The organism is Mesorhizobium sp. M1A.F.Ca.IN.022.07.1.1, assembly GCF_003997575.1.
In the GTDB taxonomy this organism is placed as follows: domain Bacteria; phylum Pseudomonadota; class Alphaproteobacteria; order Rhizobiales; family Rhizobiaceae; genus Mesorhizobium.
Window position 1 is genome coordinate 1 of record NZ_RZST01000112.1, and the last position, 15,980, is coordinate 15,980.

Annotated in this window: 21 protein-coding genes; 3 read left to right on the top strand and 18 right to left on the bottom strand. The window is 63.2% G+C overall.

All coding sequences use genetic code 11. The features are described 5' to 3' along the window. Together EOA75_RS14805 and EOA75_RS14810 are read right to left on the bottom strand one after the other, a co-directional pair. The coding region (locus tag EOA75_RS14805; protein WP_127324538.1) for a DUF1150 family protein at window positions 1-148 on the bottom strand (148 nt) is incomplete at its 3' end. A gap of 64 nt (window positions 149-212) precedes the next feature. Next, entirely contained in the window at window positions 213-638 is a 426-nt protein-coding gene (locus EOA75_RS14810; RefSeq protein WP_067004038.1) for an Hsp20 family protein, read from the bottom strand. Window positions 639-778: 140 nt separating this feature from the next. Here EOA75_RS14810 and EOA75_RS14815 point away from each other — a divergent pair, with 140 nt between their 5' ends. Further along, entirely contained in the window at window positions 779-1,723 is a 945-nt protein-coding gene (locus EOA75_RS14815) for a nucleoside hydrolase (protein WP_127324539.1), read from the top strand. A 483-nt stretch (window positions 1,724-2,206) separates the two neighbouring features. Here the strand turns inward: EOA75_RS14815 and EOA75_RS14825 are convergent, their stop codons facing one another. From EOA75_RS14825 to EOA75_RS14850, 6 genes are all read right to left on the bottom strand, one after another. Beyond that, entirely contained in the window at window positions 2,207-2,821 is a 615-nt protein-coding gene (locus EOA75_RS14825; RefSeq protein WP_067318869.1) for a LysE family translocator, read from the bottom strand. A gap of 91 nt (window positions 2,822-2,912) precedes the next feature. Next, the gene (locus tag EOA75_RS14830; RefSeq protein WP_127324540.1) at window positions 2,913-4,364 is read right to left on the bottom strand and encodes an amidase; all 1,452 of its coding nucleotides are present in this window, start codon (window positions 4,362-4,364) and stop codon (window positions 2,913-2,915) included. Window positions 4,365-4,369: 5 nt separating this feature from the next. Then, a complete protein-coding gene (locus EOA75_RS14835; protein ID WP_127324541.1) occupies window positions 4,370-5,272 on the bottom strand; it encodes a ribokinase in 903 nt (300 codons plus the stop codon). Window positions 5,273-5,421: 149 nt separating this feature from the next. Further along, window positions 5,422-6,072 (bottom strand): hypothetical protein, encoded by a 651-nt coding sequence (locus EOA75_RS14840; protein ID WP_245466639.1) that lies wholly within the window; start codon window positions 6,070-6,072, stop codon window positions 5,422-5,424. 263 nt (window positions 6,073-6,335) lie between these two features. Continuing rightward, complete coding sequence (locus EOA75_RS14845) at window positions 6,336-7,241, bottom strand: methylated-DNA--[protein]-cysteine S-methyltransferase (RefSeq protein ID WP_164747393.1); 906 nt, start codon at window positions 7,239-7,241, stop codon at window positions 6,336-6,338. Window positions 7,242-7,452: 211 nt separating this feature from the next. Beyond that, window positions 7,453-7,947 (bottom strand): DUF2244 domain-containing protein, encoded by a 495-nt coding sequence (locus tag EOA75_RS14850; protein ID WP_127214056.1) that lies wholly within the window; start codon window positions 7,945-7,947, stop codon window positions 7,453-7,455. A 22-nt stretch (window positions 7,948-7,969) separates the two neighbouring features. On the opposite strand from EOA75_RS14850, the gene nth reads away from it, so the two are divergent. Further along, on the top strand, window positions 7,970-8,785 hold the full coding sequence (gene nth, locus EOA75_RS14855; protein WP_127324542.1) for an endonuclease III: 816 nt from the start codon (window positions 7,970-7,972) through the stop codon (window positions 8,783-8,785). A gap of 82 nt (window positions 8,786-8,867) precedes the next feature. Here nth and EOA75_RS14860 read toward each other — a convergent pair whose 3' ends face one another. The 4 genes from EOA75_RS14860 to EOA75_RS14875 all read right to left on the bottom strand — a co-directional run bounded on the left by EOA75_RS14860 (window position 8,868) and on the right by EOA75_RS14875 (window position 12,637). After that, the gene (locus EOA75_RS14860; RefSeq protein WP_067318861.1) at window positions 8,868-10,376 is read right to left on the bottom strand and encodes a tripartite tricarboxylate transporter permease; all 1,509 of its coding nucleotides are present in this window, start codon (window positions 10,374-10,376) and stop codon (window positions 8,868-8,870) included. Window positions 10,377-10,386: 10 nt separating this feature from the next. Then, window positions 10,387-10,848 carry a tripartite tricarboxylate transporter TctB family protein gene (locus tag EOA75_RS14865; RefSeq protein WP_127324543.1) on the bottom strand — a complete coding sequence of 154 codons (462 nt, stop codon included), beginning with the start codon at window positions 10,846-10,848 and terminating at the stop codon, window positions 10,387-10,389. A gap of 95 nt (window positions 10,849-10,943) precedes the next feature. Beyond that, window positions 10,944-11,921: a tripartite tricarboxylate transporter substrate-binding protein gene (locus tag EOA75_RS14870; protein WP_127324544.1), complete on the bottom strand. Its 978-nt coding sequence runs from the start codon at window positions 11,919-11,921 to the stop codon at window positions 10,944-10,946. 260 nt (window positions 11,922-12,181) lie between these two features. Then, window positions 12,182-12,637 (bottom strand): DUF2214 family protein, encoded by a 456-nt coding sequence (locus EOA75_RS14875; protein WP_127324545.1) that lies wholly within the window; start codon window positions 12,635-12,637, stop codon window positions 12,182-12,184. A gap of 213 nt (window positions 12,638-12,850) precedes the next feature. Here EOA75_RS14875 and EOA75_RS14880 point away from each other — a divergent pair, with 213 nt between their 5' ends. Further along, a complete protein-coding gene (locus EOA75_RS14880) occupies window positions 12,851-13,405 on the top strand; it encodes a GNAT family N-acetyltransferase (protein ID WP_127324546.1) in 555 nt (184 codons plus the stop codon). 48 nt (window positions 13,406-13,453) lie between these two features. On the opposite strand, the gene EOA75_RS14885 is transcribed toward EOA75_RS14880, so the two are convergent. From EOA75_RS14885 to EOA75_RS14910, 6 genes are all read right to left on the bottom strand, one after another. Then, window positions 13,454-13,852, bottom strand: a complete 399-nt coding sequence (locus tag EOA75_RS14885; protein ID WP_127214050.1) for a DUF1801 domain-containing protein — start codon at window positions 13,850-13,852, stop codon at window positions 13,454-13,456. Window positions 13,853-13,930: 78 nt separating this feature from the next. Continuing rightward, window positions 13,931-14,380, bottom strand: coding sequence for a DUF1801 domain-containing protein (locus tag EOA75_RS14890; protein ID WP_127324547.1), 450 nt, complete (start codon window positions 14,378-14,380; stop codon window positions 13,931-13,933). Beyond that, window positions 14,380-14,613, bottom strand: coding sequence for a hypothetical protein (locus EOA75_RS14895; protein WP_127214046.1), 234 nt, complete (start codon window positions 14,611-14,613; stop codon window positions 14,380-14,382). Before EOA75_RS14895 ends, EOA75_RS14890 begins: the two co-directional genes overlap by 1 nt. Before the next feature lie 83 nt (window positions 14,614-14,696). Further along, window positions 14,697-15,107 carry an SRPBCC domain-containing protein gene (locus EOA75_RS14900; protein ID WP_127214044.1) on the bottom strand — a complete coding sequence of 137 codons (411 nt, stop codon included), beginning with the start codon at window positions 15,105-15,107 and terminating at the stop codon, window positions 14,697-14,699. Next, window positions 15,104-15,427, bottom strand: coding sequence for a metalloregulator ArsR/SmtB family transcription factor (locus EOA75_RS14905; protein WP_067003998.1), 324 nt, complete (start codon window positions 15,425-15,427; stop codon window positions 15,104-15,106). Before EOA75_RS14905 ends, EOA75_RS14900 begins: the two co-directional genes overlap by 4 nt. 141 nt (window positions 15,428-15,568) lie before the next feature. After that, a partial coding sequence (locus EOA75_RS14910; RefSeq protein ID WP_164747394.1) for a nucleoside deaminase occupies window positions 15,569-15,980 on the bottom strand: 412 nt, incomplete at its 5' end.

The following is a 15,980-nucleotide window of genomic DNA, read 5'->3' on the forward strand; positions in this document are numbered from 1 at the left end:
GTTCCAGCCCGGGCGCGATTTCGCCGAGGCCGGGGAAGCGGCCGCGCAAATCGTCGCTCGATATTTTCCTCAGATATGCGACCGAACCTTCGCCGAGATGGGCGAATTCGCCGCTGGTCATGGTCAGGGTTTCGTCAATTCTGGTCATTACAAGCCTCCTTGGCGCAAGGACGCCACTTCCGGCCGTCCCGCATTAGAGCCATCGGCAAAGATCAGTCTTTCACCGATATGTTTATTTTCCGTACCAGCCGCTCGGCCTCCGGACGGTCGAGATCGATCGACAAAAGGCCGTTCTTCAATTCCGCGCCGACCACCCGCATGCCGTCGGCCAGCACGAAGCAGCGCTGGAACTGGCGTGCGGCGATGCCGCGGTGGAGGAACTCGCGCTCGGTGTCGTCGGTCTGACGGCCGCGCACGATCAGCTGGTTTTCCTCGGTGGTGACATCGAGGTCGTTCTCTGCGAAACCCGCCACGGCAAGCGTGATGCGCAGCCTTTCGGCCTTGCCGTCCGAGGCGCCCAGACGCTCGATGTTATACGGAGGGTAGCTGTCGCCCGACTTCGCCAGACGTTCGAGCGTCTTTTCCATGGCGTCGAAGCCCAGAAGAAGCGGGCTGGAGAAGGGCGTCATTCGACTCATTGTTACACTGTCCTCTTAAGAGCGACACAAACCGGAAAAACCCGGATGGCATTTTTCCCGATGGTCTTGATATGGTCCGCCGCGCGATCAAGTTCAAGCCGTCAAAACCCCGCCCAAAAAGACTCCCCAAAGGAATTGAAATGCCCCAGTCACGAAAGATCATCATCGACACGGATCCCGGCCAGGACGATGCCGTCGCCATATTGCTGGCGCTCGGCAGCGCCGAGCTGGAGGTCGTCGGCATTACCGCCGTTGCCGGCAACGTGCCGCTGAAGCTCACGGAGAAGAATGCGCGCAAGATCTGCGAGCTCGGCGGCCGGCCCGACGTCAAGGTCTATGCCGGCGCCATCCGCCCGCTGGCGCGCGAGCTGGTCACCGCCGAGGACGTGCATGGCAAGACCGGCCTCAATGGACCCCAGCTGTCCGAGCCGACCATGCCGCTGCAGGAGCAATACGCGGTCGATTTCATTGTCGAGACGCTGATGCGCGAGGAAGCGGGCACGATCACGTTGTGCCCACTCGGGCCGCTCACCAACATCGCGCTGGCGCTGATCCGCGAGCCGCGGATCGCGCCGCGTCTCAAGGAGATCGTGCTGATGGGCGGCGGCTTTTTCGAGGGCGGCAACGTCACGCCTGCCGCCGAATTCAACATCTACGTCGACCCGCAGGCGGCGGATTTGGTGTTCAAGTCGGGCGTTCCGATCGTGATGATGCCGCTCGACGTCACCCACAAGGCACTGACCTCGGCCAAGCGCATCCAGGCCTTCCGCCAGCTCGGCACCAAGGTCGGCACCGCAACCGCCGAGATGCTGGAGTTCTTCGAGCGCTTCGATGAGGAGAAATACGGCACCGACGGCGGGCCGCTGCACGATCCGTGCGTGATCGCCTATCTCATCAAGCCGGAGCTGTTCAAGGGTCGCCGCTGCAATGTCAGCGTGGAGACCAGCTCCGAGCTGACCATGGGCATGACGGTGATCGACTGGTGGGGCGTCACCAAGCGCGAGAAGAACGCCATGGTCATGTGCGATATCGACCACGATGCGTTCTTCGCGCTGCTGGTGGAGCGGCTGGGGCGGCTCACCTGACTGTCAAAGCGGCCAAGCGAGCACACGTCGTCACCCGTTGAGCAACCGATAGGTGTCGACACCGTGCTTGTGGTGCTGTCGCTCGATGGGAAGGACGGAGCCGACAAGATGGGGGTCGCCTCACATCGTCGTCGACAGATATCCGTGTGTTGTCGTCATCAAGGCGCAGATCGTAGGTGTAGTATAGATTGTGGCCGATCGTGCCGTACGGATTGATGGGCTTCACCCTGACGTATTCGACCACGCCCATCACGCGTTGAGTGGCGATGACCGGATTGGCCTGAAGCTCAACGATGGCGATGGATTCGTAGCCGCAAATGCGCAGAAGAAAGCGACGCCGATCACGGCGTCGCTGCACTCGTATTGCCAAATAAGCAAGCGATTCCGGAAGGAAACGTTTGACTTGTTCATCCTGAAAAAGTGTGCTGCCAAGCACAACTATTCAATAGGCGTCAAAAATAACTGCGACCAGAGTATTCGCTCTCATTTCGCCTTGGAGAACGCCAGCCAGAGCCCGCCGCCGACCAGGAAGCTGCCGCTGATCCGCGACATCAGCTTAACGCGGCTGGCCGAGAGCATGCGCCCGGCGCGGCCGGCGGCAAGCGCGTAGGTCGAATCCGACATGGCGGCGAAGACCATCGCGGTCAGGCCCGTGACCACGATTTGCAGCGTGTAATTGCCCTGTGGCGCGATGAACTGCGGGAAGAAGGCGCCGAAGAAGACAAGCGTTTTCGGATTGGAAATCGCCACCAGGAAACCCTGCAGGAAGAAGCCGCCGCGCGGTTTCTTGGCCGATCCATCGGGGTTCAGGGCTCCCTTGGCGCGGAGCATCTGCACACCCATCCAGATGAGGTAAGCCGCACCGATCAGCCGCACCCATTCGAACCAGTGACCCATGCCGGCGATCAGCGTGTTGAGGCCGATGCCGACGATGGCGATCATGATGGCGAGCCCCGCCTGGGTGCCGGCGACATTGGCAAGCCCGGCGCGCGAGCCATGGCGGATGCTGTTGGCGATGATCAGCGTGACCGTCGGCCCGGGTACCAGGACGATGACGATGCAGGCGACGACATAGGCGGCGTAGAGTTCCAGCGACATGTTTTCCCTCGAACAGGATCGCGCCGACAGGCGCGGAGCGCGATCAATGCACGGAGTTGACGCGGGCGCAAGCGCCAGCCGGTTGAGCCCGTCAGGCAGCCCCCGCCGGCCAGGGCAGCGTCGCCTCATAGGCGGCGCCGGCCTGGAGGACCGCCAGGTCGCCGCGCGGCTGGCCGATCAACTGCATTCCCATCGGCCGGCCCTTGCCGTCGAAGCCGACCGGCACGTTGAGCGCCGGACAACCGCCGAGCGTGGCAAAGGCGGAGACCTGCATCCAGCGGTGATAGCTGTCCATCGGCCGTCCGACGATCTCGCGCGGCCAATGCGTCGAGACCTCGAAGGGGAAGACCTGGGCGGTCGGTAGCACGATGAGGTCGAAGCGCTCGAACAGCGACAGCAGCGTGCGGTGCCATGAGGTGCGCCGGACCGAGGCGGCATGGACCTGGGGCGCGGTAAGGCGCATCGCCTGCTCAACTTCCCAAATGGCCTCCGGCTTCAGCAGCCTGCGCTTTTCCGGATCGTCATAATGCGCCTTCAGTCCGCAGCCGCTGCTCGCCTGGCGCAAGGTGACAAAAGCCTGCCAGAGCGCCTCGAAATCGACATCCGGCACCAGCGTTTCGCTGTGGAACGCGGCGTCCGCGAAGCGGGCAAGGGCGGCCTCGCACAGGTCGAGAATGCCTGGCTCCATCGGCAGATGGTCGCCGAAATCGCCGAGCCAGGCGATGCGGCCGCCGGTGGCTTTCTCCCGCAGGCCTTCGAGAAACGAGCCCTGCTTGTCATGCGACAATGGCGCCCGCGGATGATAGCCGGCCTGCTCATCGAGCAGCAGCGCGATGTCGCGCACATTCCGGCCCATCGGCCCTTCGACGCCCATCTGGGCGTGGAAGACATCGATGTCGGGGCCGGCCGGCACCAGCCCTTGCGAGGGGCGGAAGCCATAGACGTTGTTGTAGGCCGCCGGATTGCGCAGCGAGCCGCCGAAATCGCTGCCGTCGGCGACCGGCAACATGTCGAGCGCCAGCGCCACCGCAGCGCCGCCGCTCGAGCCGCCGGCGGTGAGCGTCGGATCGAAGGCATTGAGCGTCGGACCGAAGACCGGATTGTAGGTGTTGGAGCCCAGCCCGAATTCCGGAACATTGGTCTTGCCGATGATGATGGCGCCGGCCTTGCGCAGGCGCTCGACGAAGAAATCGTCCTCTTGCGGGACGAAATCGGCGAAGATCGGCGAGCCGAAGGTTGTTCTTAAGCCCTTGGTCAGGGCGAGGTCCTTGATGGCGATCGGCAGGCCGAACAGCGATCCGGCCGCGCCGCCCCGTGCCAAATGGGCGTCCGCCCTGTCGGCTTCCGCCAGGATATCGGCGCGCTCGCGCAGCGACACGATGGCGTTGACCAGCGGGTTCACAGCATCGATGCGGTCGAGAAAGGCGCTGACGACCTCGCGCGCCGACAGACGGCGCTGCCTGATCGTGTCGGTAAGTTCTACGGCGGACAAGCGACAGATGTCGCTTGCCGGCGGCACGGCGTGTTTCGTCGACGGGCGCATCGCCGTCACCGCGCGGCCAAGGCCGCGTCGACATCCTTCGCCAGCGGAATCGCCGGCTGCGCACCCGGCTTCAAGCATGCGAGCGAGCCTGCCGCCGCGGCGCGCGTGAGCGCCTGTTCGAGCGGGAGGCCGGACGACAGGCCGGCGCCCAAATAGCCGGAAAAGGTGTCGCCCGCGCCGACCGTGTCGACCGGAGTTATCTTCAGTGCCGGGACGGTGATGAAATGGTCGGGAGTGGCAGCCAGCACGCCGTCGCCGCCGAGCGTCACGACGATGGCGCGGCCTGTCTTTTCGGCATAGTCGCGCATCCGCGCCTCCCGGTCGCGGCCGGTGAGCACCAGCGCCTCGCCATAGAGGTCGAACTCGGTCTCGTTGGCGACGGCGTAGTCGGCCTTGCCGAGAAAGCCGGCCGCCTCGGGGCGGAAAGGCGCGGTGTTGAGCACGCTGACGGCACCCGCCGCGCGGGTTGCATCAAGCGCCGCTTCGACCGTGGGCAGCGGGATCTCGTGCTGCAAAAGCACGACATCGCCCTTCTTCAGATACGCCTTGGCGATGTCGCCGGGCAGTACAGAATCGTTAGCGCCCGGCACGACGGCGATCACATTCTCGCCGTCGGCGCCGACCAGGATGAGCGCTGTGCCGGTGGAGGCGAAGCTCTCGCCGACGCCGGAAAGATCGACACCGCCGGCCTTCAGCAGCGCCAGCGCTTCGGCGGCAAAGCTGTCCTTGCCGACGGCGCCGACCATGCGCACCTCAGCGCCTGCGCGGGCCGCGGCCAGCGCCTGGTTGGCGCCTTTGCCGCCGGGAGCGGTGGCAAAGCCGGAGCCGCGGACCGTCTCGCCGGGTTCAGGCAAACGGTCGACATTGGCGATCAGGTCGAGGTTGATCGAGCCGACGATGATGATCAAGAAAGGCCTCCTGCACGAGCGGGCGAGCCTTCGATCGAAGGCCGATGCCGCAAGTCCTTGCATTTACGCAGTTGCTTGCGCGGGAGGCTAGCCGCAAAGACCGTCTATTGCCAGATCAAGCCGGTTGTGCGCCGCACCGGCCCACAGCATCATTCGCAGCGCACCGTCACCGTGCCCTGGTAGTTGCCGGCCGGGAAGATGCCCGGCGATTTCGTGGCCGTGAGATCGACCTGGATGGTGTGAGTGCCGTTGGTCACCCGCTGCGGCGAACTGCCCGGGATGTCCGAGCCTGAGCCATCGAGGCGGAAGACGGTGGCGAAGGTGACGTCGGTGTCGCCGCCGCTCGGCGCGGACGTGAAGGCAATCGGCGCCGGTGCCGAGACGGAATAGCAGTCGAGCAGGTTGAGGATCGTGCTGATGCTCCAGCCTTCGTTAGCCCATCCAGTCGATGCGGCAGCGGAGGTGGTCGCGGGATTGGGAGCAGCCACGCTTCCCGTCTGGCCGTCGGCGTCGAGACCCATCTTGAGCAGCTTCAATTCAAGCTGCAGGCGCTCGACCTCGAGTTCGTAGAGGCGGCCGCAATCGACGCGCTTCGGCGTCCGCCCGATCGGGACCACTACGCCGCCGTAAGTGGCGAGGTTGCTGTTCGACTGGTGGTTGCTGTTGACGCGGATGACGCCGACGTCCAGATAGGCGCCGCTGCCGGAAACGGCCGAGCGGCAGGTCGTGCCGTCGGAAGCTGAACCTCGTCCTCGGCCCTGGGGCAGGGTGACGCCGGGCAAGGTGAAGCCCGTCTGCAAGCGTCAGAACCTGCGATGCCCGACGAACTTTCCGCATATCTGTGCCCTTAGCAAATGCGGCTCAGTACAGAGGTATCATCCGTTTATCGTGGTTAATTTAGTGTTAAACAAGATAACGACTGCAAACAATTCAAAATACAACCGGCGAAACCTGAGGTTGTCTCCGGTTGCATTTCCCGATATTTCGGATGTATTGTTTTCGATTATACTTACCTATATTCAGATCCACGGTTTTCGCAATGGCGCGCGGAAAAAACGAAGTTTCAGGACGCCATTTGTCCCGCCTCCCAGCCGAGGATGGCGCGCTTGCGCGTCAGTCCCCAGTGGTAGCCGGTGAGGGCGCCGGACTTGCCGAGCGCACGATGGCAAGGAACCACGAAGGACATCGGATTGGCGCCCACCGCCGCACCGACGGCCCGGCTGGCGCTCGGCGCGCCGATGCTTGCCGCAATCGAGGAATAGGTGCAGGCCCTGCCCATCGGAATTCGCAGCAGCGCCTCCCAGACGCGCAGCTGGAAATCGGTGCCGATCATCACCACGCGCAGCGGCTGGTCCGCACGCCATTTTGTCGGATCGAAGACGCGCGCGGCATAGGGCTGGGTGGCCGACATGTCCTCGACGTAAGCTGCGTTCGGCCAGCGGCCGGACATATCGGCGAAGGCGGCCCGCTCGCCGCCGGCGTCGCAGAAGGCCAGGCCGGCCAGCCCGCGATCGGTGACCATGATCAACGCAATGCCGAAGGGCGAGATATGATAGCCGTAGCGGATGGTCAGGCCGGCGCCACGGGTCTTGTAGTCGCCGGGTGACATCGCTTCGTGCGTGACGAAGAGGTCGTGCAGCCGGCCGGGGCCCGACATGCCGAGCTCGAACGAGGTTTCGAGCAGCGGCATGCCGGAATCAAGCAGCCTGCGCGCATGGTCGAGCGTCACCGCCTGCAGAAAGGCCTTGGGCGACAGGCCGGCCCAGCGCGTGAACAGTTTCTGCAGGCCCGTCGGCGTCTCGCCGACCGCCTCGGCCAGGACCTCCAGCGAGGGCTGGTCGCGATAGTCGAGGCTGATCTTCTCGATGGCGCGGCGCACGATTTCGTAGTCGCTGCCCACGGGCGTGATGTCGTTCTGCAGGATCGCTGACGGTTCCATCCGGGTATTCATGGTCATCTGGACGTTCATGGCAATATCTCCCATGGCTATCTGCTCGGCCGCGAATATCGGTCTTCCCGCGCATGGCTACCACCCGAAACTTGCCTTCCTCCGGCCCCTACCCAGATCGAGCAGGCTTCGAGCCGAAGGGCGATGACGGCCGGCGAAAAGATAGATTTGACCGGGGTAGAAAGGCCTTGCTGATGACGCTCTACGGCAAGCCGCCGGGCGCCGTGCCAGTTCAACGCGCCTTGGCGGTCGCCAGTGCGCGCGAAAAGGCAGCAGCAAAGCTTTCGCGGGAACCGGGATCCAGGAAAGACCCGATCGAAACGCTTTCGCCTTGCGCCTCGACGGCCATTTTGGTGATGCCGATCTCGGCATGGCGGGCGATCGAAAAGCGGGTCCAGAACGGGTTGAAGCGATGATCCTCGAAGCGGCCCGACGGCGCCGTTTTGCGGATGTCAAGCCTGGTGCGCGAGACCGATATTTCCTCACGGGCGCGGGCCGCCCGGTAATTGACGCGAAAGGCGATGTAGACGGCGACCACGTCCAGCCCCAAGAAGCCGAAGACCGGCCATGCGCCATGTGCCAGGAAGATCGCGCCGGTGATCGCCCAGCCGAACATCAGCGCGCCCATCAATATCAGAAAGCCGGTCCGACCGAGGGAGCGATGCGGCGTCAGCAGGGCCTGGAAGAATGGCTTGTCGGCTTCGAACGAGGCGTTTGTGTCGCTCATAGGGAAATATTATAGGAAGGGAATGGCGCCGCCCAAGTCCAAAAACTCCTTCCTCGTCAAAAAGCCGTCAGCCTCCGCCTCAGGCGGCAGTGCGAAAGCAAAGACGCCGTCCCGGAAGGGCGGGCTGCGCTCGCTCTACACGCCCGCCGAGGTGCATGAGATCTTCCGGCGTTTTTCCGTGCAGCGGCCCGAGCCGAAGGGCGAGCTCGACTATGTCAATCCCTTCACGCTGCTGATCGCGGTGGTGCTGTCGGCGCAGGCGACCGATGTCGGCGTCAACAAGGCAACGAAGCCGCTGTTTTCGGTCGCCGATACACCGCAGAAGATGCTGGCGCTCGGTGAGGCCAAGGTCGGCGACTACATCCGCACCATAGGCCTGTGGCGCAACAAGGCCAAGAACGTGGTCGCGCTCTCGAAGGCACTGATCGACGACTATGCCGGCAACGTGCCCGAAGATCGGGACGAGCTGGTCAAGCTGCCGGGCGTGGGACGCAAGACCGCCAATGTCGTGCTCAACGTAGCCTTCGGCCAGCACACGATGGCGGTGGACACGCATATCTTTCGCATCGGCAATCGTATTGGATTGGCGCCCGGCAAAACGCCGGAACAGGTTGAGCAGGGGCTGATAAAAGTCATCCCCGCCGAATACATGCGGCACGCCCATCACTGGCTGATCCTGCATGGCCGCTATGTCTGCAAGGCGCGCAAGCCCGACTGCCCGGTCTGTGTCATCGCCGATATCTGCAAGTCCAAGGAAAAGACCACCGACCTGCCGGCGCCGCTGATCGAGCTCGCGCCGCTCGACGAAACTGAGGACCGAGCGATTGGTGTCAGCTAGTCAGAGTGTAGCGGATAGCGCCAGCCGACGGCGCCTGCGGTCAAAACGCCGAATTCAAAAATCGCAACGAAAATTCAATGACTTAATTTTCCTCCACAAACACCTCTTCACGCTTCTTCTTGACCGCGGGCAGGAAGACGATGACGAGCACGGCGAGCGCGATGAAGAGCAGGCTGGCGCTGATCGGTCTCGTCACGAAGGTGCTCGGGTCGCCGCGCGACAGAATCATGGCGCGACGCAAGTTTTCCTCAAGCAACGGGCCGAGCACGAAGCCGAGCAGCAGTGGCGCGGGTTCGCAGCGCAGCTTGGTCAGGAGGTAGCCGAGCAAGCCAAAGAAGGCGACGGCGTAGAGGTCGTAAACATTGGTGTTGACGCTGTAGACGCCGATCGAGCAGAACGCCATGATGATCGGAAACAGCACGTAATAGGGGATCGTAAGGAGCTTCACCCAAAGCCCTATCAGCGGCAGGTTGAGGATGATCAGCATCAGGTTGCCGATCCACATTGAGGCGATGATGCCCCAAAACAGCTCCGGCTGTTCGGTCGCGACATTGGGGCCGGGCACGATGCCCTGGATGATCATCGCGCCGATCATCAGCGCCATTACCGGATTGGCCGGAATGCCAAGCGTCAGCATGGGGATGAAGGAGGTCTGCGCGCCGGCATTGTTGGCCGATTCCGGCCCGGCGACGCCTTCGATGGCGCCCTTGCCGAATTCCCCCGGTTTTTTCGATACGCGCTTTTCGACCGTGTAGGAGGCGAAGGCTGCAAGGATCGCGCCGCCTCCCGGCAGGATGCCGAGCGCCGAACCAATGATCGTTCCGCGCATGATGGGCGCGGCCATGCGCCGAAAATCCTCGCCGGTGGGCATGAGGCCGGAGACTCTTCGGATCAGCACGGAGCGCTCATGCTCGTTCTCGAGGTTGCGCAGGATCTCGGCGACGCCGAAGACGCCGACCGCTACCGCGACGAAATTCAGCCCGTCGGCATATTGCGTGATGCCGAGCGTGAAGCGCGGCGTGCCGGTATAGATGTCGGTTCCGACGATGCCGAGCAGCAGGCCGAGCACAACCATGGCTAGCGCCTTGACTATCGAGCCGTGGGCGAGCGCGACGGACGAGACGAGGCCGACGACCATCAGCGAAAAGTACTCGGCCGCGCCGAATTCCAGCGCCATCGCCGTCAGCGGCGGAGCAAAGATGGCGACCAGGAAGGTCGACACCGTGCCGGCAAAGAACGAGCCTATCGCCGCGATCGCGAGTGCCGCCCCGGCGCGGCCGTTCTTGGCCATCTGGTAGCCGTCGATTGCGGTGACGGCTGACGAGGATTCGCCGGGCATATTGATGAGAATGGCGGTGGTGGAGCCGCCATATTGCGCGCCGTAATAGATGCCGGCGAGCATGATGAGAGAGGAAACCGGGTCGCCTATCTGGAACGTAATCGGCAAGAGCATGGCGATGGTTGCGGTGGCGCCGATGCCGGGCAGGACGCCGATCAGCGTGCCGAGAAGGACGCCGATCAGACAGAAACCGAGATTTGTCAGCGATGTCGCCGTCGAAAAGCCGAGCACCAAGTTGGCGAGGAGCTCCATGGTCGTCTCCTCACAATGGCAGCCACGGGCCAAAGCGTCGGAACGGCAGGCCGAGTGCGTAGCTGAAGACGAGTGAGGCAAACAGCGTCAGGCCGGCCGATAACACGAGCGCGGTCAGCGGTTTCATGCGGGCGCTGGCAAAGGATGCGATCAGCGCCGTCAGGAAGATCGACGGGATGAAGCCGAGACCGCGCACCGTCAGGCCGAAGAAGATCGGAGCGGGGAGGATGAGCAGCATGCCGCGCCACGCGATGTGGCCGATCGCCTCGCTCTCGAAGCGCACAGCCTGGACGAGGATGATAACGCCGAGCAGAAGCAGCACTATCGCCAGGGCCAGCGGGAAATAGCCCGGTCCCATGCGGAAGGCGCTGCCGATTTCGAGGCCGAGCGACTGCAGCGCGAAAAATGCGCCGAAGGCGATGAACAGCGCGGCGCATATGCCGTTGGTCGTGTCGATTGCGAAGGGCTTCATCACGTTCCTCTCAGGTGCGCACCCCGGGCGCGCCGTTGCAACGCAAAACGGGGCCGAAGCAAAAACGGGGCGCCGATCGCGCCCCGTCCAAAACCTCAGTCGGCGTACTGGCCGGCGGCTTCGATGATCGGCTTCCAGCGCCCGATCTCGCTTTCAAGCTTGGCCTTCAGCGCCGCCGGTGTCGCGTCGGCTTCGGGCGACGGCTTGGTGCCGAGTTCGGCGAAGCGGGCGGCGACGTTCTGATCCTTCAGCGCGACCTGCAGCGATTTCGACAGGCGTCCGGTGATCTCGGCCGGCGTACCCTTTGGTGCGTAGAGGCCGTGCCAGATGCTCACCTGCACCTCGGGAAGGCCGCCTTCCGTCGTCGTTGGGACGTCCGGCAGCACATCGAGGCGTTCCGGCGAGGTGACGGCATAGGCCTTGATCGTGCCGCCCTGGATCTGCTTGGTGGTGTTGGTCGTCTGGTCGCACATCATGTCGACCTGGCCGCCAAGAAGATCGGTCATGGCCGGGCCGGTGCCCTTGTAGGGCACGGTGACCAGCGGCGTACCGATGGCGCTCATGAACAGCATGCCGCACAAATGCGAGGCCGCACCGATCCCGGCATTGGCGACGGTGACAGTATCCTTGTTGGTCTTGGCGTACTCGACCAGTCCCTTCAGATCGGTCGGCTCGAGGTCCTTGCGGCCGACGACGGTCATTGGCACCTCGGTGACGAGGCCGACATATTCGAAGGCGTTGAGCGTGTCGTATGCGAGCTTTCTGTACAGCGTCGCGCTGGTCGCCATGCCGATGTGGTGGAGGAGCAGCGTATAACCGTCCGGGTCAGCCTTCGCGACGCGGCCCGCGCCCAGCGTGCCGCCGGCACCGCCGACATTCTCGACGATGACCTGCTGGCCGAGATCCTTCGACATGGCTTCGGCGATGAGGCGTGTGACCGTGTCGGTCGGGCCGCCGGCCGCAAACGGCACCACCACGGTGATGGTGCGTTCCGGATAGGTCTGCGCGCCCGCGGCGAACGGATAAAGCGTGATGGCCGCTGCGGCAGCCAGAGCGGCAACAAATTTTCTCATTGTGACTTCCTCCCAGAGTATGAATCTTCAGCCACCGCGCGAAATTCCTCTCGGCGACGGCTGTGGATGCAATAGCAACTAGTGCAGGCTAGCAGATTGCAATCGGACTCAAACGGCAAACCGCAATTATCTACAAATCACCCGCAAGATGGATGGAAAAGATCTGGGTCGGATGATGGATCGCAGGATGTCGACATCTGACGACGGTACGTTGGCGAATGCCGGTTGCTGCCCGATCCCTGCTCTTCCTCGGTTCTATTCTAATAACCGTAGCCGCGCGCCATCGCCGCCGCAAAGACCGGGATGAGCAGGAACATGAAGCCCTCGGCGCGGACATAGTTCTTCACCGAGGCGAGCTCCGCCGCCGGAACCGAGAAGGAAGGATTGCCGCTCGCCTGCCTGCTCCAGGAGATGAAGCGCACGGTCGGGATGATCGACAGCAGGCCGACGATGATGAAGGCCATCATCTTTGCCCAGAACACCCAGTTGAAGACGTAGAACTCCCAGCCTTTCAGGCCGAAGAACACCCGGCAGATGCCGATGATGACGATCAGCGCGGCGATGATGCCGTAGTGGCGGTCGATGCCGACAACGCGCTTGAGCGTCGTCGCCCCCAACTCGCCGCGCACCAGCACGAACTCGGCGCCAATGATGCCGGCCAGCGAGAACACCAGAAGATGATGGGCGATCGCCAGCAGAAGGTCGGTGGTGTCCATTATCGTTCCTCGTGTTCAGATGCGCCGCGATATCGCTGAATCAGCTTCGTCCCAAGACTAGCATCGCCTGTCGAGAATCCCACACGCCGAAATATCAGCCGGTCAATGACGGCGCTGATCCACTTGCATCGCTGGAGGATGACCCGGGCGATCCTGGCCCTTGTTCGAACGTGCAGGTTTGCTAAGCGCTGCCGCTCAAAGGAGAGGACTGCGATGAGCATTGCAAGGGAAGCCGGTGTGCCGATCCTCGAGACGGCGCGGACCATCCTGCGGCCGCACCGGCTCGACGATTTCGAGACCTATGTCGCGATGTGGGCGGACCCGGGGGTCACCCGCTTCATCGGCGGCAAGCCGCGCACCCGCGAGGAAAGCTGGATGCGTTTCCTGCGCCATGCCGGGCTGTGGTCGCTGCTTGGCTATGGGTTCTGGGCGATCGAGGACAAGGCGACTGGCCGCTTCCTCGGCGAGGCCGGCTTCCATGATCTGAAGCGCGAGATCGAGCCCTCGATCGAAGGCGTGCCGGAAGCCGGCTGGGCTTTAGCTTCGGGTGCGCATGGCCAGGGGCTTGCAAGCGAAGTCGTCGGGCGCATCGTCGCCTGGGGTGACGAGGCGTTCGGGCGAGCCAGAACCGTCTGCATCATCGATCCCGAAAATGGCGCCTCGCTCAAGGTCGCAGATAAGAACGGCTATCGCGAAATCCTGCGGACCACCTATCACGACAAGCCGACGATCCTGCTGGAGCGGTGGGCCGGAGAGGCAACAGCCTAGAGGGCAATGCCGGGTTCGTCCGCCTCCGGTGCTGACGCGCTTCTGGGATCATCGTTTGGCCTTGGACCTGTTCAGGGCCACCGCTGCTCGCACGAGAGCCTTGAACGCTTCCTGGTCGATCTCCTCGCCTTCGCGAAAATCGATGGCGCGCCTTGTGTTGCCTTCGAGGCTGGAGTTGAAGAGACGTGAGGGATCCGGCAGCGCCGCGCCCTTGGCGAAGGTCAGCTTGACGACGGCCTTGTAGGTCTCGCCGGTGCAGATCATTCCGGCGTCCTCCCAGACCGGCACGCCGCGCCACTTCCATTCCTCGGTGACGTCCGGATCGGCATCCCTAATCAGGGCGCGCAGCCGGCCGAGCATCTCGCCCCGCCAATCGCCCAATTCCGCGATACGGCCATCAATCAGCTCGGAAGGAGACTTGCTTTCCTGCACGCCGATTTTCTCCATATGTGTCCTCCTTCAACACCCGCTAGACGGATCGCCATGATGCCTCGTCGGGCGGACCGTGAGTGACCGATAATGCGCTTACATTCGTTCGCCAGGCAATTGACTTGCCTGTTTCACCCAGGAGACGAATTGCGCTTCGTCGAGCTGGTCGTCCTCATGGATGTGAAAATAGCGCGTGTCCTTGCTCTTGGATTCGCCGGGCGGCACCGGCTTCAGCGACATGCCGCGAAAGAAGGCCACTTTGACGTATCTGGTGAAACAGTGAATGCCGAGAAACCAGCCTTCGCCGTCCATGCCGTAAAACGGCGAGTTCCATTTGACGGCCTTCTGCACGTCGGGGACGGCCTGCATGACAAGTTGGTCGAGCCGGCGGCCTACCTCGCTCTTCCAGCCCGGCATCGCCGCGATATAGGCCTGCACGGGAGCGTCACCATACCCCTTGGCGATCTGCGGGTTGCCGCCCGAAAGCAGGACGGGTTTTTCCCCCGACGGCCTGGCTGCAACCTTTGCCGATTTCGCTTTTGCCATCAGGCCGGTCCGGCGCGCTCGCGCGCCGGCCCACCGCGCCACCTTGCGGCATAGGGCAGCACGAACATGTAGAGGCCGCTGAACAACAGCAGGAAAAGCGGCAGGAGCGGCGAATAGACCACCCAGGCCGGCGGCTCGCCCAATGCCATGGCGACGAAGTTGGCGATGACGGTCACGGTAAAGATGATCGACAGCCACCGATGCAACTGCCTGATCCACTTGCTCCAGTCCAATGCTTCCTCCTCTGAAAGAACCAATGAACGCTGGGCCTACCAGCGTGCCAGCTGCGTCATCTGGATGAGGTTGCCGCAGGTCCTCACTCGATCCGCGAAAGCACCTGCTCCAAGGCCGCAAAGAACCTCGGCCAGCCAACGGCGGCGCCCCGGAAATACGGCTCCTGGTCAGTTCGGAAGCCCGTCTGCTCCATGCGCAGGCGAGTGCCGGCGCCGGTCCGGGTCAGCGTCCATGTGACGACGCTCTCTAGATCCTTGGTGTCCCATGTGTAGCAAAGCGTCTTGTTTGGCTCGACTGTCTGGACCTGGCACTCGACACCGCCCCAGTCCGCGCTCAGTTCGAAACGGTGGTCTACGACCGGCTTGAAGTTGTTCTTCATCAGCCACTCCTCGATGAGATGCGGCTGGGTCAGTGCCCGCCAGATCTTTTCCGGCGGATAGGGAATCTCGCGCTCGACCACAACGGAGCGCGTTCCGGCCGGCATATCGTTCATTGATCCATCCTCTGCAGCAGATCCTCGAGATCGTCGAACCGGCTCTCCCAGAACCCAGCCATATCGCGAGTCCAATCCATTAGCGGCGCCAGCGCGCCAAGCTGTGCGCTGTAATGGGTCTGGCGACCCTCGTGGCGGTCGCGCACCAGTCCGGCTTGCTTGAGCAGGCCGAGATGTTTCGACACCGCCGGCTGCGAGACACCGGCCTCAGCCGTCAGCGCGCCGACCGTCTGCTCGCCTTGCCGGCACAGACGCTCGAAGATGGCGCGCCTTGTCGGATCGGCAAGCGTCCGGAACAGCATATCGTGTGCGTTCGTCATCTGGATCGATAACTCAATGGCTATTGATTGACGTATAACCAGTGAGATATGTGTGAGTCAAGCAGAGCCTACAGGGCGGAAGCTTAGGGCGGACTGGGTCACCCTATCCTTGCGGACCCGTCCCCAACATCCGCTTCCGCGTCAGCGCTTCCAGAAATCGCGGTGTGGTGCGAGCAGCTCGTCCGCGACTTCGGGGAAGGGGCCAAACACCTCGATCTTTTTCTGGCCGGAATCCAGCACGGCGCGCGAAGAAAGGCTCATCGTCGGATTCGCCGCGTGATCGCCGGTGAGCGCGAGAAGCTTGGTCTCCTCGAAGCCGTAAACCAGCCGGCCGATATTGGCCCAGTAGAGCGTTCCGGTGCACATCGCGCAGGGCTCGCCGGTTGAGACGAGCGTGCAGGTCCAGAGAAACTCCGGCGAATAGGCAGCCGCCGCGCGTCGCGCAAGTTCGGTTTCGGCGTGATGGACGGTGTCGATATTGCCTTGGCGCATGAGGATGGCGTCGTCGGGGCCGACCAGCACCGCACCGAATGGATGATGACCGTGCGCCGCC

Coding starts and splice junctions, on each gene's coding strand:
- EOA75_RS14810 (WP_067004038.1), bottom strand. CDS start 638: ATGAGTCGAATGACGCCCTTCTCCAGCCCGCTTCTTCTGGGCTTCGAC.
- EOA75_RS14815 (WP_127324539.1), top strand. CDS start 779: ATGCCCCAGTCACGAAAGATCATCATCGACACGGATCCCGGCCAGGAC.
- EOA75_RS14825 (WP_067318869.1), bottom strand. CDS start 2,821: ATGTCGCTGGAACTCTACGCCGCCTATGTCGTCGCCTGCATCGTCATC.
- EOA75_RS14830 (WP_127324540.1), bottom strand. CDS start 4,364: ATGCGCCCGTCGACGAAACACGCCGTGCCGCCGGCAAGCGACATCTGT.
- EOA75_RS14845 (WP_164747393.1), bottom strand. CDS start 7,241: ATGAACGTCCAGATGACCATGAATACCCGGATGGAACCGTCAGCGATC.
- EOA75_RS14850 (WP_127214056.1), bottom strand. CDS start 7,947: ATGAGCGACACAAACGCCTCGTTCGAAGCCGACAAGCCATTCTTCCAG.
- nth (WP_127324542.1), top strand. CDS start 7,970: ATGGCGCCGCCCAAGTCCAAAAACTCCTTCCTCGTCAAAAAGCCGTCA.
- EOA75_RS14860 (WP_067318861.1), bottom strand. CDS start 10,376: ATGGAGCTCCTCGCCAACTTGGTGCTCGGCTTTTCGACGGCGACATCG.
- EOA75_RS14865 (WP_127324543.1), bottom strand. CDS start 10,848: ATGAAGCCCTTCGCAATCGACACGACCAACGGCATATGCGCCGCGCTG.
- EOA75_RS14870 (WP_127324544.1), bottom strand. CDS start 11,921: ATGAGAAAATTTGTTGCCGCTCTGGCTGCCGCAGCGGCCATCACGCTT.
- EOA75_RS14875 (WP_127324545.1), bottom strand. CDS start 12,637: ATGGACACCACCGACCTTCTGCTGGCGATCGCCCATCATCTTCTGGTG.
- EOA75_RS14880 (WP_127324546.1), top strand. CDS start 12,851: ATGAGCATTGCAAGGGAAGCCGGTGTGCCGATCCTCGAGACGGCGCGG.
- EOA75_RS14885 (WP_127214050.1), bottom strand. CDS start 13,852: ATGGAGAAAATCGGCGTGCAGGAAAGCAAGTCTCCTTCCGAGCTGATT.
- EOA75_RS14890 (WP_127324547.1), bottom strand. CDS start 14,380: ATGGCAAAAGCGAAATCGGCAAAGGTTGCAGCCAGGCCGTCGGGGGAA.
- EOA75_RS14900 (WP_127214044.1), bottom strand. CDS start 15,107: ATGAACGATATGCCGGCCGGAACGCGCTCCGTTGTGGTCGAGCGCGAG.
- EOA75_RS14905 (WP_067003998.1), bottom strand. CDS start 15,427: ATGACGAACGCACACGATATGCTGTTCCGGACGCTTGCCGATCCGACA.